Annotated in this window: 17 protein-coding genes; 6 read left to right on the top strand and 11 right to left on the bottom strand. The window is 33.9% G+C overall.

Annotated features, from left to right (window positions below; translation table 11 throughout):
* Positions 1-69: 69 nt before the first annotated feature.
* From QM857_RS06585 to QM857_RS06575, 3 genes are all read left to right on the top strand, one after another.
* Positions 70-519, top strand: coding sequence for an NUDIX hydrolase (locus tag QM857_RS06585; protein ID WP_414275452.1), 450 nt, complete (start codon positions 70-72; stop codon positions 517-519).
* 63 nt (positions 520-582) lie between these two features.
* The gene (locus QM857_RS06580; protein ID WP_414275451.1) at positions 583-882 is read left to right on the top strand and encodes a DUF1827 family protein; all 300 of its coding nucleotides are present in this window, start codon (positions 583-585) and stop codon (positions 880-882) included.
* 172 nt (positions 883-1054) lie between these two features.
* Positions 1055-1687 carry a GNAT family N-acetyltransferase gene (locus QM857_RS06575; protein ID WP_247922170.1) on the top strand — a complete coding sequence of 211 codons (633 nt, stop codon included), beginning with the start codon at positions 1055-1057 and terminating at the stop codon, positions 1685-1687.
* A 46-nt stretch (positions 1688-1733) separates the two neighbouring features.
* On the opposite strand, the gene metK is transcribed toward QM857_RS06575, so the two are convergent.
* A complete protein-coding gene (gene metK / locus QM857_RS06570) occupies positions 1734-2924 on the bottom strand; it encodes a methionine adenosyltransferase (RefSeq protein ID WP_414275450.1) in 1191 nt (396 codons plus the stop codon).
* A gap of 236 nt (positions 2925-3160) precedes the next feature.
* The gene (locus QM857_RS06565) at positions 3161-3859 is read right to left on the bottom strand and encodes a GntR family transcriptional regulator (protein WP_024054207.1); all 699 of its coding nucleotides are present in this window, start codon (positions 3857-3859) and stop codon (positions 3161-3163) included.
* A gap of 140 nt (positions 3860-3999) precedes the next feature.
* Between QM857_RS06565 and guaA the strand changes: the two genes are divergently transcribed.
* Entirely contained in the window at positions 4000-5562 is a 1563-nt protein-coding gene (guaA, locus tag QM857_RS06560; RefSeq protein WP_414275449.1) for a glutamine-hydrolyzing GMP synthase, read from the top strand.
* 92 nt (positions 5563-5654) lie between these two features.
* On the opposite strand, the gene QM857_RS06555 is transcribed toward guaA, so the two are convergent.
* Positions 5655-5861, bottom strand: coding sequence for a hypothetical protein (locus QM857_RS06555; RefSeq protein WP_414275448.1), 207 nt, complete (start codon positions 5859-5861; stop codon positions 5655-5657).
* Positions 5862-5965: 104 nt separating this feature from the next.
* On the opposite strand from QM857_RS06555, the gene QM857_RS06550 reads away from it, so the two are divergent.
* Complete coding sequence (locus QM857_RS06550; RefSeq protein ID WP_247932918.1) at positions 5966-6223, top strand: hypothetical protein; 258 nt, start codon at positions 5966-5968, stop codon at positions 6221-6223.
* Positions 6224-6252: 29 nt separating this feature from the next.
* On the opposite strand, the gene QM857_RS06545 is transcribed toward QM857_RS06550, so the two are convergent.
* The 5 genes from QM857_RS06545 to QM857_RS06525 are packed head-to-tail and all read right to left on the bottom strand — an operon-like array spanning position 6253 to position 9350.
* Positions 6253-7443: a tyrosine-type recombinase/integrase gene (locus tag QM857_RS06545; RefSeq protein WP_414275447.1), complete on the bottom strand. Its 1191-nt coding sequence runs from the start codon at positions 7441-7443 to the stop codon at positions 6253-6255.
* Entirely contained in the window at positions 7436-7654 is a 219-nt protein-coding gene (locus QM857_RS06540) for a DUF3173 family protein (RefSeq protein WP_414275446.1), read from the bottom strand. Before QM857_RS06540 ends, QM857_RS06545 begins: the two co-directional genes overlap by 8 nt.
* Complete coding sequence (locus QM857_RS06535; protein WP_414275445.1) at positions 7642-7878, bottom strand: hypothetical protein; 237 nt, start codon at positions 7876-7878, stop codon at positions 7642-7644. Before QM857_RS06535 ends, QM857_RS06540 begins: the two co-directional genes overlap by 13 nt.
* Before the next feature lies 1 nt (position 7879).
* Positions 7880-8941: a replication initiation factor domain-containing protein gene (locus tag QM857_RS06530; protein ID WP_414275444.1), complete on the bottom strand. Its 1062-nt coding sequence runs from the start codon at positions 8939-8941 to the stop codon at positions 7880-7882.
* Positions 8928-9350: a hypothetical protein gene (locus tag QM857_RS06525; RefSeq protein WP_414275443.1), complete on the bottom strand. Its 423-nt coding sequence runs from the start codon at positions 9348-9350 to the stop codon at positions 8928-8930. The genes QM857_RS06530 and QM857_RS06525 overlap by 14 nt, the downstream gene beginning before the upstream one ends.
* Positions 9351-10006: 656 nt before the next feature.
* Between QM857_RS06525 and QM857_RS06520 the strand changes: the two genes are divergently transcribed.
* Positions 10007-10546 (top strand): helix-turn-helix domain-containing protein, encoded by a 540-nt coding sequence (locus tag QM857_RS06520; protein ID WP_414275442.1) that lies wholly within the window; start codon positions 10007-10009, stop codon positions 10544-10546.
* Positions 10547-11238: 692 nt separating this feature from the next.
* On the opposite strand, the gene QM857_RS06515 is transcribed toward QM857_RS06520, so the two are convergent.
* The 3 genes from QM857_RS06515 to QM857_RS06505 are packed head-to-tail and all read right to left on the bottom strand — an operon-like array spanning position 11239 to position 13641.
* Positions 11239-11769: a hypothetical protein gene (locus tag QM857_RS06515; protein WP_314945921.1), complete on the bottom strand. Its 531-nt coding sequence runs from the start codon at positions 11767-11769 to the stop codon at positions 11239-11241.
* On the bottom strand, positions 11753-12877 hold the full coding sequence (locus QM857_RS06510) for an AAA family ATPase (protein ID WP_414275441.1): 1125 nt from the start codon (positions 12875-12877) through the stop codon (positions 11753-11755). Before QM857_RS06510 ends, QM857_RS06515 begins: the two co-directional genes overlap by 17 nt.
* On the bottom strand, positions 12877-13641 hold the full coding sequence (locus QM857_RS06505; protein ID WP_314945915.1) for a DUF6414 family protein: 765 nt from the start codon (positions 13639-13641) through the stop codon (positions 12877-12879). The genes QM857_RS06510 and QM857_RS06505 overlap by 1 nt, the downstream gene beginning before the upstream one ends.
* Positions 13642-13782: the final 141 nt, after the last annotated feature.

Raw genomic sequence — 13782 nt, 5'->3', positions numbered from 1 at the left:
GTTCTTACTTGACAGTGAGAGCATTCTTTACTATTATAGAAAGAAAGCGCACCCACGAAGGAGAACTTTATGGCAAATCCAACATTTGGAGAAAAAAAAGAGGGAGTAACCTACAAAAATAGATATGGCGTTTATGCGGTCATACCTGATGCAAACCATGAAAAGATTATCCTCGTACAAGCTCCAAATGGTGCATGGTTCTTACCAGGGGGCGAAATTGAAGAAGGTGAAAACCATCTCGAAGCTCTCAAACGAGAGTTGATTGAAGAATTAGGATTTACAGCTGAAATCGGTACCTACTACGGGCAAGCTGATGAATATTTTTATTCTAGACATCGTGATACCTATTACTACAATCCAGCTTATCTCTATGAAGCTACTTCTTATCAAGAAATCCAAAAACCTCTCGAGGACTTCAATCACTTAGCTTGGTTCCCAATCGAGGAAGCTATTGCTAACTTAAAACGCGGAAGTCACAAATGGGCGATTGAAGCTTGGAAAAAACAACATCAAATTTAAACTATCTTTACCAAATTTCCCAAAAAGTGCTATAATAGACATAGAAATACAGGAGGAACCCCTATGAAGCTTATCAATACTACAAATTCACACTCGCAACTTGTTAAAAGTCAGCTAGAAAGCACCGACGCAACGCTTGTAGAGGTTTATTCTGCGGGAAATACAGATGTTATTTTTACTCAGGCTCCACTTCATTACGAAATCCTCATTTCCAATAAACATCGGGCAATCCGTGAAAAAGAAATGGAAATAATCAAAGAATTTTTCCTCAGTCGTAAAATTGATCAACAGGCTATTGATAAGGCAAATATTAAAACCCTCTATTCTGATAAATTGATTGAGATTTCAATCCCTACAAAATAGAATTAATCTACCCTACAGTTAAAACTGCGGGGTTTTTTAATACCTTTTCTTGTTTATATCTTTAAATAAATTATTGTGAATAAAGCTTTTTTGTGAAAATTTCACATTTCAATCGAAAAATGTGAGAAATTTCGTTATAATAGATAGAGAGATTTTAATGAAGGAGTTTGATATGAAAGAAATAGTATACAGAGAAGCCAGGCTAGATGAATATCAAAAAATTGGAAAAGTGTTGGCTGGTGCCTTTATGGACTACCCTTTCATGACTCTTATCAAAGATGATTTAAAAAAACCAGAATATTACCCAGCATTCTTAGAATTGTTGTATAGCCTTTTGACCAGACTTTACATCAAAGGAGAGACTTGTCTAGTTGCTGAACGAGATGGGGAAATCCTGGCTATCGCACTTTTACAACAAAAGGATTTTTCCATCCTATCTTATCTGTTGAATGGTATTATCAAGCTTTTCCGCTTTATTACCCCCCGCAATCTCTTGAAGTATCTAGATTTAGTTGATCGCTCTGAACAACATTTGAAAAAATCTGGGAACTTTGATTGGTACTTGATGATGCTAGGAGTCAACTCTTCAATCCAAAACCAAGGAATCGGGAGTGCTTTTCTACAAGAAGGTGTTGAACCTTATCTTAAATCCAAAGGCTGCAAACGCTTGGGCTTGATTACTAGTACTGAAAAAAATGTTTGCTTCTATGAAAAAAACAAGTATGAATTACTAGATTCGATGATGTTAGAATACGGAACAAAATCTATTGGAAACTGGGCTTTTGTAAAAATCCTGGATAACTAATTTTAAACATAAAAAAGATTGGTCTAAGGACCAATCTTTTTTTAGTTTACTTAACGGCTTCTTTCAAGGCTTCTACTTTATCCAAGCGTTCCCATGGAAGATCAATATCTGTACGTCCCATATGTCCATAAGCCGCTGTTTGACGGTAGATCGGACGTTTGAGGTCCAGCATTTGGATGATTCCTGCAGGACGAAGGTCAAAGATTTGACGCGCTGCTTTTTCAAGTTTACTTTCAGCTACTGTTCCTGTACCAAAAGTATCAATACGGACAGATACAGGTTGAGCTACACCAATGGCATAAGCTAATTGCACTTCTGCTTTCTTAGCAAGACCTGCAGCAACAATGTTTTTTGCAATGTAACGAGCTGCATAAGAAGCTGAACGGTCAACCTTAGTGGCATCCTTACCAGAGAAGGCACCACCACCGTGACGTGAGTAACCACCATAAGTATCTACGATGATCTTACGACCCGTCAAACCTGAGTCTCCTTGAGGTCCTCCGATAACGAAACGACCAGTTGGATTGATAAAGAATTTAGTCTCATCATCCAGGTAAGAAGCTGGAATCACTTCCTTGATAACCTTGTTAATCACATCCTCATGGATTTGTTCATTGCTGACTTCTGGATCGTGTTGAGTTGAAATAACGACAGTGTCCACGCGCACTGGCTGGTCATTTTCATCATATTCAACAGTAACTTGAGATTTGGCGTCTGGACGAAGGTAGCTAATTTCACCAGACTTACGAAGCTCTGCCAAACGACGAACCAACTTGTGGCTCAAAGAAATTGGCAATGGCATGAGTTCTTCTGTCTCATTCACTGCAAAACCAAACATGAGACCTTGGTCTCCAGCACCAATCAAATCAAGTGGATCTTGATCAGCATTTCCACGAACTTCTAAGGCTTCATTAACACCTTGGGCGATATCAGGAGATTGTTCTACCAATGATGGGTGAACTCCCACCGTCTCCGCTGAAAAACCATACTCCGTATTGGTATAGCCAATCTCTGCAATCGTATCACGTACCACGCGGTTAATATCGACATAAGCTGTCGTTGAAATTTCACCGAAAACATGTACTGAACCAGTATAAACAGCTGTTTCAGCGGCAACGTGTGCCTCTGGATCTTGCTCTAAAATAGCATCCAAGATAGCATCTGAAATTTGGTCTGCAATCTTATCTGGATGCCCCTCAGATACAGATTCAGACGTGAATAATTTACGTTCTGACATAAAAATGTCCCCCCTTAAAAAATATTCGTTATAGAGTTACAAAGAACTGGTAGGAAGAGTATTTACAATCAATCCCACCACCTTATCGGGACCATATAACCTAACTATTATAACACGAATCTTTGAAAAATACTCGTATGATTGCTATTTTTCTTACTAGGAAAATGTTTTCTAATCTTAACCAAATAAAAACTCTTAAAGTAGATGAGTTTCTACTTTAAGAGTGATGTTATAAACTAATTATTTTCTAGATAAAATTCAAACCGTTCTCCGACGTATTGACTCTTTACATACTCAAAAGCTGTACCATCATCAAAGTATGAAACCTGAGTCAAACCTAAAATAGCATGCCCTTTTTCAACTTCTAAGTAATGAGCTATCTTTTCTTTGGCTAAACGTGCGTATATGGTCTGGTGAGATTTACCAATTCGATAACCATGCTCTTGCAAGGTTTGAAAGAAGTGCTTGGTTACTTCTTCTTTTTTGAAATTTTTGATAAATTTCTCGGGAATCGACGCCACTTCATAGACAACAGGGACTTTGTCAGCATAGCGAACACGCTCCATACGAATGATGTTATCAGTTGGCAGTAAACCTAGTTTAGCCACTTCTTGCTCATTTGGAATGGTTCGACGATAAGAAATCAAGTGACTAGACGGAGTTTTCCCTTGAGCTTTAACAATCTCCGTAAAACTAGTTGTTCCACGCATTCTTTCCTGAACACGTGTGCTTGAAACAAAGGTCCCACTACCTACACGTCGTTCCAAAACCCCTTCTTCAACCAAAAGAGAGATTGCTTGACGTAAGGTCATGCGGCTAACGGCAAATTCTTCTGCCAGATCTCGCTCACTTGGAAGTCTTTCCCCAATTTTCCAACTTCCCTCATCAATGTCTTTCTTGATTTGGTCGTGGATTTTCATATAAGCTGGTAACATGCTTGATCACTTCTTTTCTTTATTTTTTCCATTGTACCGTAACTCATAGGGAAAAGTCAAACCGCACTTGTTTGGTTGGTAATTCTAACCCTTTTATGATAGAATATTCAAGAAGATATTTCTTTGAAGAAAGGGAAAAGATGAGCAACATTTCAACTGATTTGCAAGATGTCGAAAAGATCATCGTACTGGACTATGGTAGCCAGTACAACCAACTCATCTCACGTCGTATCCGTGAGATTGGTGTCTTTTCAGAACTAAAAAGTCACAAGATTTCGGCTGACGAAGTCCGTGCTATCAATCCTATCGGGATTGTACTTTCAGGTGGTCCAAACTCTGTTTACGAAGAAGGATCATTTGATATTGACCCAGAAATTTTCGAACTCGGTATTCCGATTTTGGGAATTTGCTACGGTATGCAGCTATTGACTCACAAGCTTGGAGGTAAGGTTGTTCCTGCAGGCGATGCTGGTAACCGTGAATACGGTCAATCAACATTGACTCATACAGAATCTGCTCTTTTTGCTGGAACTCCAGAAGAACAACTTGTCTTGATGAGCCACGGAGATGCTGTTACAGAAATTCCTGCTGATTTCATTCGTACTGGTACATCAGCTGACTGTCCTTATGCATCTATTGAAAACCCTGATAAGAAAATCTACGGTATCCAATTCCACCCAGAAGTTCGCCACTCAGTTCACGGTTATGATATTTTGCGAAACTTTGCTTTAAATATCTGTGGTGCCAAAGGTGACTGGACTATGGATAACTTCATCGAGATGCAAATCAAACAAATCCGTGAAAAAGTTGGAGATAAACGTGTTCTTCTCGGACTTTCTGGTGGTGTTGACTCTTCTGTTGTTGGGGTTCTTCTCCAAAAAGCCATCGGGGATCAATTGATCTGTATCTTTGTAGACCACGGTCTTCTCCGTAAAGGGGAAGCTGATCAAGTTATGGATATGCTTGGTGGTAAGTTTGGATTGAACATCGTTAAGGCAGATGCTGCCAAACGTTTCCTTGATAAATTGGCTGGTGTATCTGATCCTGAACAAAAACGTAAGATTATCGGTAACGAATTTGTCTATGTCTTTGACGATGAGGCAAGCAAACTAACAGACGTGAAATTCCTTGCTCAAGGAACTCTTTATACAGACGTGATTGAGTCTGGTACGGATACTGCTCAAACTATCAAGTCTCACCACAACGTTGGTGGACTTCCAGAAGACATGCAGTTTGAACTGATCGAGCCACTCAACACTCTTTACAAGGACGAAGTTCGTGCACTTGGTACTGAACTTGGAATGCCAGACCACATCGTATGGCGCCAACCATTCCCAGGACCAGGACTTGCTATCCGTGTCATGGGTGAAATCACTGAAGAAAAATTGGAAACAGTTCGTGAATCAGACGCTATCCTTCGTGAAGAAATTGCCAAAGCAGGTCTTGACCGCGATATCTGGCAATACTTCACTGTTAACACTGGCGTTCGTTCCGTAGGTGTTATGGGAGATGGACGTACTTATGACTATACCATCGCTATCCGTGCCATCACTTCTATCGACGGAATGACAGCTGACTTCGCTAAGATTCCTTGGGAAGTTCTCCAAAAAATCTCAGTTCGTATCGTAAACGAAGTCGACCACGTCAACCGCATCGTCTACGATATTACAAGTAAACCACCTGCAACCGTTGAGTGGGAATAGAGTTAATGAGCTAAAAAAAGCCTAGAAATCAATATTTCTAAGGCTTTTTATTTTGCTTTAACAACAATTTAACAACAAAAATATAATTTTTCCTATAACCCATACTTATCTTTAATCTGTTTTTGAATATGTGGTTTTAAATGCCATATTTCATGACCCTCGTCATTTGTTTCGACATACTCATAACTTTTAAGGAATTCTTCTTCAGTTGTGTACTCTCCATCATCAAACATTTCTTCTAATCCACCAACGGACTTTGAACACTTATCAATAACTTTTCTTACTTGAACATTTTTCATTTTAGAACCCCCTTTTATATAGATTATAACAAAAAATAACCATATCAACTAATTTGATAAATTTTAAATGTGATATAATAAAAAAAAATAGAAAAGGAAATAAAATGCTTAAAGAATTTGGTAAAACTATTTTAGAAATATCAGAATCTGAATCAGATATAGAACAGAATATCCCAGTTCTAAAAATGTATGATGATAAAGAATTAATCGGAACTTTTAATATTCTTACAAATGAAGTTATAGAAAATATAGATTTAGCAGATTATGATATTCGTTTTGTACAAAAACAAATTGAATTAAATCGAGATAATTATCTTGAAACATGGATAAAAAATACGGTAAACACTAATCGTTTACCGTAGGAATCAAAAGTTTAATCAGACAGACTTCGCTAGTCAGACAAAACTTTAGATTGAATTTTTTTAGTATGCTGATTGCCATTAAATTTGCTCTTTCTGATATTATTGTCACTCACCACTACTTTCCCAGTCATTCTAGTAGCTACTTCTTTCATTGCATTTGGTCTTAAATGAGAGTATGTTCCAAGTGTGGTCTTAATATCAGCATGTCCTAGACGATTTTGCATTTCTAAATCATTCATTCCCAGTGAGAGCATAAAGCTGGCATGAGAGTGTCTTAAATCGTGGATCCTAATTGATTTTATTTTTGCGTAATCACTATGAGATTTTAGAACACGTTTAAGAGTTGATTTTACCAATGGACAATCTGCTATGGAAAATACAAATTTACATTCCCCTATTTGAGATTGTGCGTTCTTCCAAAATTTCAAATGTTCTAATGTATCATCATCAAGATACAACAGTCTAACACCTGATATAGATTTTGTATCAGTAAGATACCACTCTTTTTGGCTTTTATAATACATTGAACAGTCTATTAAAACTGTACCTTTTTCAAAGTCAATTTTCGACCATTCAATAGCTTGTAACTCACTTGTCCTAACTCCAGTCATAAAGAAAAACCAAAATGTAGTAAAATACAATAATTCATAAATATTAGATTTATCAAATGTACTAATAAATAACTGAAATTCTTCCACTGTCCAAAAATCAACTTTAGGACGGTCTTTCTTTACGTTTCCTACTGTTTTAGCAACATTACTTGATAACATACCTAGTTTAACTGCTAAATCAAAAATCTGTTGTAAAATTTGATGAACAGAACGTATATAATTATTAGACAATCCCTCAATAAACATTGAATTTTGCCACTGCTTTACATGAGGTGCTTGAATATCAGATAACTTCATATTTTCAAAAAATGACAGTCTTTTAAATTTAGATTGTGTCATATCAAAAGTACGTTTTCTGACTTGACTTTTATAATCTGGTATAAAATAATCATCAAGAAACTTTTTAAAAGTCATTGTGCTATTGACGGTTATAGAACCTTTACCAAAGTCAGCAAGCATGCGTAAACGCCACTCTTGAGCCTCCTTTTGCGTTTTAAAACCATTCTTAAACTTTTGTATCCTTTTACCAGTCTGAACATCAAAACCTAGAGAAACAGTCGCTCTATACGTGCCATTTCCCATAGGATAAATACTAGATATTTTAGGCATTTTCTTTTACTTCCATATCTACTAGACTGGATTCATCTATTTTCACACCCAAGATTTCTTCTACTGTTTCAAGTGGTACACGTCCTAGACCTTTACTTTCATACCATGTTAGTCCTTGACTAGCTAATTTTGCTTTAGCCTGTTTTACTAACATCATAGCTTGCCAACTTGAAAAACCTAATTTCATTAAATCTTTTTTTACAACAAACATACTTTTTCCCCTTTCTTTATGATATAATTAATTTGGTTTTTTATTTTGATGTGTGATGAATTTTCACGCATCTTTTTTTTGCATCTAGTCCATAAATCTTTATCATTCATGAACATATATATATTATTCAGTTCCTGACTTACCAACAAACTTTTTCCGATTCGTATTATACAAAAATCCAACTCTAATCTTTTGTCAAAGAAAATAACAATTTTTTTAGCCATTTTATTTCCCCCATGAAAAACTGTTATTTTGCTCAACTGAAAATTCTTTGACTTCTGTATAATCTTTATCATTCATTTTTTCAAGGCCAAGAGCTAACAGATAATTTATATATGCATTTGCAGATTCTACCCCTTGAGAACTCTCATAAGCCTTATATACTTTGGAAAGTGTCCGAGCAACTTGAGTTTCTAGAAATTCTTTTGACTTAAGCAAAGTAGTTTCTTCTCTAACTGTTTTCAATTTTGTACGCTCCTTTGTTTGAATATATTCATTCCACCATGAAACAGTATCCCTTCTTGATTTTTTTGTATCTATCGAGTATTTATCCGATAAAACAAATCGATAATGGCTAGCCAATACAGAGAAAAACAAATCTTTCAATGGTTTCTTCATAGCCATATTTTGAGCAAATAACACAGCCTTATCTCCAAATAATCTAAGCTCCGAACGAACCCATGAATCAATTCCTATGTCGCTTGCCTTCTCTCCTTGTTCCATAAGCTTATTATACACTCCCCACTGTTGCGAGTTACTTCCTTTTTTTCCAATATTTATTGTTTCTCCAACGATTTCACCATCTTCAAGTCTGCCAGTTTCATGATATTCATATTTTTTTGAATAGCTAATACATAAGCCTTGTTTGCAATATTCGTAAATTTTCTGAACTGATAAACTTCCATCATAAATATCATTTGCCACATCTAACCTTGTGAAATGGGCACAATCATTAAGATACCTACTTACTAAAGCAATCCAGTTATTAATTGAACCGTCCATAAATTGTTCATATTGTCTACACCCTTGCCCTCTCATCTCGGTAAATATTCCCATTCCATAATTCATTGAATTATCATCATTTAGAGAAAAATAAACCTTAATATCTGCATAGGCAAAATGATGATTATATCGGTTTGTACCATACAACTCAAGAACAAAATCATTAAAATTTAACTTTAACAGTTTTTCAATAACATATTTACAAGACCTAATATAGTCAACATCATCAACTGGCTTTACTGTGTTAGCAAACCAGTCAATAGTGACCGTATTACTCCTCTTCAAATTCTCTCACCTCTAATTTAATACTATCAAAACATTGTCTTGAGTTATTCCATTTTGGTTTAATAGCATAGTCTGTCAAAATGATATAACGAGTTAAACCTTTTTCTTTAAACATTTTAACTTTTTCTAAATCACCGAAAATTTCAAATACAAAGTCTTTTAATTCATCTAACTCAGAAATCATGCCTTTTTCTTCTAAGAATTGAGCCAGTTCCCCATCTTTAGAATAAATCGTGTAACCTTCAATTCTATCAGTTCTTGTGTTTTCTCCGTTAATTTCAACATACTCAAATTTTTCTCTAGCTTTTGTAAAATCAACTCTTAGTGTTTTTGGCATTTCAAATTGCTCCTTGTCGAATTCAAATTCACCTTTAATAAATTTTGTTGCTGTTATTTTAAATTTTTCCATTTTTATATTTCCTTATCTATATGTTTGATATAATTTCACAATCTTTTTTTACTTGCTAAAATATCCTTGTCTTTCGGCAAAAGACATCAAACAAGCTCTATTCCCTTGTGGCTCTAAGTACCAACACGATTTCGTTCAATAAAATGCACTCCACGCCTACTCTCCCAAGGGTTTGAAGGCTCTTCAATGTCTTTTAGACCTACCTATTAGAGATTGTAGGTCTATTTTCAACTAAAAGTTTGTGAAATATACTGTGTTACTGATAGGTTACTAGTACACGCTGGTACACGCTAGTACACGCAGTCGCTGGCTCACGCTTTCGCTCCTGCTACTAGCTACCAGCTACTAGTAACCTATCCTTAGTTGCTAGCGTCCGCTAGTGAGCGCTAGTGAGCGCAGTCGCTGGCGTTCCGCTTCCGCTCCTGCTACTAGCTACTAGCTACTAGCAACAAGAAACTGAATTTACTACTATTTTAGTCTTTGAGAAATTTTCTTCAAAGACTTTTTTATACAATCATAGGCAGTTACCTCCACTTCTTGCCAAACGTTGTATAGTTTGATATAATTTGATTATCGTCTTATACGATAATATCATTATATCGTGTTTTACGATTATTGTCAACAAAAATATCGTTATTTACGATTGGAGGTTTTATATGACTTATTTTACTGATAAACTTAAAGAACTTAGAAAAGAAAAAAAGCTAACTCAAAAAGAAATAGCAGAACAAATTGGTATAAAACAAAATTCTTATAGTGATTGGGAAACTGGGAAAAATGAACCTAATCTAGAAAATATAGTAAAGCTATCAAGAATACTTGATACTTCCACTGATGAACTATTAGGAAGACAGGTAAATTTTGGAGATAAAATTTTAAATAAAAATAATAAGTATGATTTAAGTGTGCTTAAAGAGTCCGATACACAAAAACTTTATGATTTAAAAATGACATTTGCATTTGAACTATTAGATGAATCTGTAAATACAGATTTACTTAAAAAAATACTAGTGGAAAAAAATAAACTTGATAAAGATGAAGAGTTAATTTTAGATAGTATACTAGCTGAAGCTAAAGAATTTGCTGATGATGTTAACGAATTTTACAAATTCAAAAAGTCTAATAAAAAATTCAAATGGCCTTGGCAGAAATCTGACAACAATTTAACAACAAAAGACTCAAATAATATTAAATAGTACTCATTGATTGTATTATCAATCACTATTAAATCAACTATCCTAAATAGTCAATATCTGACTTTTAGTGAGTGGGAATGATTAATAAACATGATTTGAAGTGAAATGGTTGATTTAACAGCATTTTCAGTTATTATAAAAGGTTAAAAATAAATCAAAATTGATTGGTTCCCCACCAAAAATCCCACCAGAAATATTCTGATGGGATTTTTTTATATTAAATTTTATTCTTCTATTATTTGATGCTTTACGAGCTTTCTTAAGACCTGGGTGGGTCATCACTTATTTTATCTAATTTCAAAATGCTTTAAAATCAACTTTTTCACGAATTTCAAAAAGATAAAATTTCAACTAATTTTAATCAATTTCATCAAAATAAGGTAAACTTTCAATCAAAACAAGCTAAAATCGAACCAGAATATCAAAAGTTTACCTTATTTGGTTTTTACAGATATTAACTAGGGATTTACTACACGGCAATCGACAGGAGAAGCCTTCATTTTATTTGATTTTTGAAATTGAAAAATTTCACTACTTCGTGGTACAAAGCAATCGAATCTCTACATTTTTCTCTACACTTTTTAGATAATAAAAGTAAGACAGGAGTTTTACGTCCCAACGCCAATCCGTGGCGCTACCTAAATAACGGTGTCTTACGTATTTATTTTATTACATCCAAAAATAAAAGTCAATTATAAATTTTGATTTTTTCTCTTCATTCCTGTTGCAATTCTAGATAATTCCACTGCAACCTCTTTCCCTAACATCGCTAAATCAATATAAGAATCAAAATCTATCAATTTAGGATGACTGCTATCATAAGTTGCTAAATCATGAACAATCTCATTCCTAAGTTGCTTAAATTGATATATTTTATTTTCACTGGTTGATTTATCTTTACTCAATTTCCAATCATCATAAGTTTTTGATGAATCCACAAGCATTATCTGCGAATCTATTAGTCGATAATTTAGATAACTAACAAGCTTCTTCAATTTTTTATCAATTATGCTATCCTTTATCATAATTTTTTCATAAATATATCCTATTTTCTTATCTAGAGACATTTCTTTTGCTGACTTTCCTAAATGTTCAACAATTCTCTTTGTTCTATTCTCAATAATAGCATAAGAACATGAAATTGATTCAATATAAAATCCTTCTTCAATTGCAATATTCATACGCTCTCTCAGGTGATTAACATAATCAGTTTGATTTACCATTTATTATAACCTCCAATAATTCATCCGCAACAACATCTTCAACATACTTTCTTATGGCTCTAACATTGGGAAGATTGTTTAATTTAAGTTCAACCCTATTTAATATTTCAATCTCATCTAAGTATTGTTGATACTCACGAGCCATAGATTCAGCATCAATAATTCTTAAGTATGTATTTTTTAAAATCTGCTTTTTTTCACTAATAGATAAGGGGGAGAATTTGATAAAGCCATCAAATCTACTTAATAATGCAATATCAATTTTATTTTCCATCTCTGTTATACTCTTGAAATTAGAGGTACAAATAATAATTGAGTTACTTAAATCTACTTTATAATTTTGGTCTTCATAAATACCTTCATCAAACATTTGAAAGAACGTACTGTGAAAGAAAGTAGGAGCTAAAGCAAATTCATCAAGCAAAATTACATTCGACTCTCTATTTAATAGTGTTTTAGAAAACGAGTCCTCACTATGGTTTGTAGATTTAAAATATTTTACACTTGATTCACCACCAACCATTGACATTTGTTCTCTGATAATATTTTCATTACCATACAATGTAGCTGATAGTTGTCTCGCAGTTTCCGTTTTTCCAATCCCTGGTTCACCATAAAACATTAAAACCAACGGTTTTGCAGTCGGTCGCACAAGCTGAGCAACAAGTTTCCTTAATAAATTTTTCTTAGCTTTTTCTTGCCCAATTATTTTCTCATTTAAATCTTTAGAGACACTTTGGATTTGCTCCTCACTAATTTTTGCAAAAGAACTTCGTTCGATAATTAAATATTCTGATGAAATCCGTTGCTTTAGTAAATTAAAAAATTTTTTAGGAGGATTGTGAAGATATACTTCCTCAATTTCTGCTTCATCAAATATTTTAATTAGTAAATCAATATTTTCAAAAATTAGACTCCCAGAAAGTGAGTATGTATCCATTCTAAAAATACAAATCTCTCTCCCTGAGAGAGGTTCTATCAAATCAATAATAGTTGAATCTTTAGTCCAATTTATAATTGACTCATTAAATGCAACATAGGTGTTTAACTTTTTGACTCGTTCATTAAATTTTTGTATAGGCTCAAAAAAAATATTGAATTTTATCATTACACACCTGCCGCAAGAATATCATATATCGGAATTTGATTATTTTCTTGCTCTTCATCAAAATCAATGCCTATTTGTCGTTGACTTCGGTTTGACAATCTATCTATCATAGTATTAAAACTTAAATCAATTGAGTCCACTTCTCCAACCTTAATCCCAAAAAGAATTATATCCATTTTAGTTAAATCACTCAAAGTATAATTATTGCGAAGACCTGATATATTAAATCTAATAATCATTTCCTTACCATTTGAATCAGTACCTTTAATTTCATAATAACCAGATAACTTATCTAGAGCTTTTTCAAAATTTCTGATTTCAAATCCTTTAAAATTATTTTTATCATTTTCTGTTAGACTCTTTACTTGTTCAATATCTTTTATCGTATCAAGAACTGGAGTAATGTTACGATAAAATGCGGGAGAATCTTTTTCTATAGACAGTTTAATATTATTTAAACATTCAATCTTTAGAGATTTTCCTTTCTTTGTTTCAGTTATAACCCTCTTAAAGTTACTTAATAATGTAGAGGTAATCTGTGACTCTACAACACCGCTACGTTGATATGAAGCATTGCCAGAGAGCCCTATCTTAAATCGAGTAAATAAATTCATACCAACCTTTCCCTCGGCATCTACCTCAACCATATTTTCAGACACACGTTTTATGATATCAGATTGTATCCCATTTTGATGTAATTCTAAAAAATCAAAAACAGCTTGCTCATCAAGATAAACAATTTTCCCATCAAAAAAATCAGCCATTACTTCCTCCTTGTTACTATATATTCAGACTATTTGAATAATCATATTATACCAAAATATCAAGTATTACTAAAAAAATACTACTATATATCCCTCAATTTAGTAAGAAAATCGAAAAAAGAACACCCCGAAAGGTGCTCT

The sequence above is a fragment of the Streptococcus infantis genome, assembly GCF_047463315.1.
In the GTDB taxonomy this organism is placed as follows: Bacteria; Bacillota; Bacilli; order Lactobacillales; family Streptococcaceae; genus Streptococcus; species Streptococcus infantis_AB.
The sequence above is the reverse complement of the archived record's forward strand: the minus strand, read 5'-3'. Positions and strand labels throughout refer to the sequence as shown.

What these genes read in the sequence shown, in the direction of transcription:
- QM857_RS06585 (WP_414275452.1), top strand. Translation starts at nt 70, where the DNA reads ATGGCAAATCCAACATTTGGAGAAAAAAAAGAGGGAGTAACCTACAAA.
- QM857_RS06580 (WP_414275451.1), top strand. Translation starts at nt 583, where the DNA reads ATGAAGCTTATCAATACTACAAATTCACACTCGCAACTTGTTAAAAGT.
- QM857_RS06575 (WP_247922170.1), top strand. Translation starts at nt 1,055, where the DNA reads ATGAAAGAAATAGTATACAGAGAAGCCAGGCTAGATGAATATCAAAAA.
- metK (WP_414275450.1), bottom strand. Translation starts at nt 2,924, where the DNA reads ATGTCAGAACGTAAATTATTCACGTCTGAATCTGTATCTGAGGGGCAT.
- QM857_RS06565 (WP_024054207.1), bottom strand. Translation starts at nt 3,859, where the DNA reads ATGTTACCAGCTTATATGAAAATCCACGACCAAATCAAGAAAGACATT.
- guaA (WP_414275449.1), top strand. Translation starts at nt 4,000, where the DNA reads ATGAGCAACATTTCAACTGATTTGCAAGATGTCGAAAAGATCATCGTA.
- QM857_RS06555 (WP_414275448.1), bottom strand. Translation starts at nt 5,861, where the DNA reads ATGAAAAATGTTCAAGTAAGAAAAGTTATTGATAAGTGTTCAAAGTCC.
- QM857_RS06550 (WP_247932918.1), top strand. Translation starts at nt 5,966, where the DNA reads ATGCTTAAAGAATTTGGTAAAACTATTTTAGAAATATCAGAATCTGAA.
- QM857_RS06545 (WP_414275447.1), bottom strand. Translation starts at nt 7,443, where the DNA reads ATGCCTAAAATATCTAGTATTTATCCTATGGGAAATGGCACGTATAGA.
- QM857_RS06540 (WP_414275446.1), bottom strand. Translation starts at nt 7,654, where the DNA reads ATGTTTGTTGTAAAAAAAGATTTAATGAAATTAGGTTTTTCAAGTTGG.
- QM857_RS06535 (WP_414275445.1), bottom strand. Translation starts at nt 7,878, where the DNA reads ATGGCTAAAAAAATTGTTATTTTCTTTGACAAAAGATTAGAGTTGGAT.
- QM857_RS06525 (WP_414275443.1), bottom strand. Translation starts at nt 9,350, where the DNA reads ATGGAAAAATTTAAAATAACAGCAACAAAATTTATTAAAGGTGAATTT.
- QM857_RS06520 (WP_414275442.1), top strand. Translation starts at nt 10,007, where the DNA reads ATGACTTATTTTACTGATAAACTTAAAGAACTTAGAAAAGAAAAAAAG.
- QM857_RS06515 (WP_314945921.1), bottom strand. Translation starts at nt 11,769, where the DNA reads ATGGTAAATCAAACTGATTATGTTAATCACCTGAGAGAGCGTATGAAT.
- QM857_RS06510 (WP_414275441.1), bottom strand. Translation starts at nt 12,877, where the DNA reads ATGATAAAATTCAATATTTTTTTTGAGCCTATACAAAAATTTAATGAA.
- QM857_RS06505 (WP_314945915.1), bottom strand. Translation starts at nt 13,641, where the DNA reads ATGGCTGATTTTTTTGATGGGAAAATTGTTTATCTTGATGAGCAAGCT.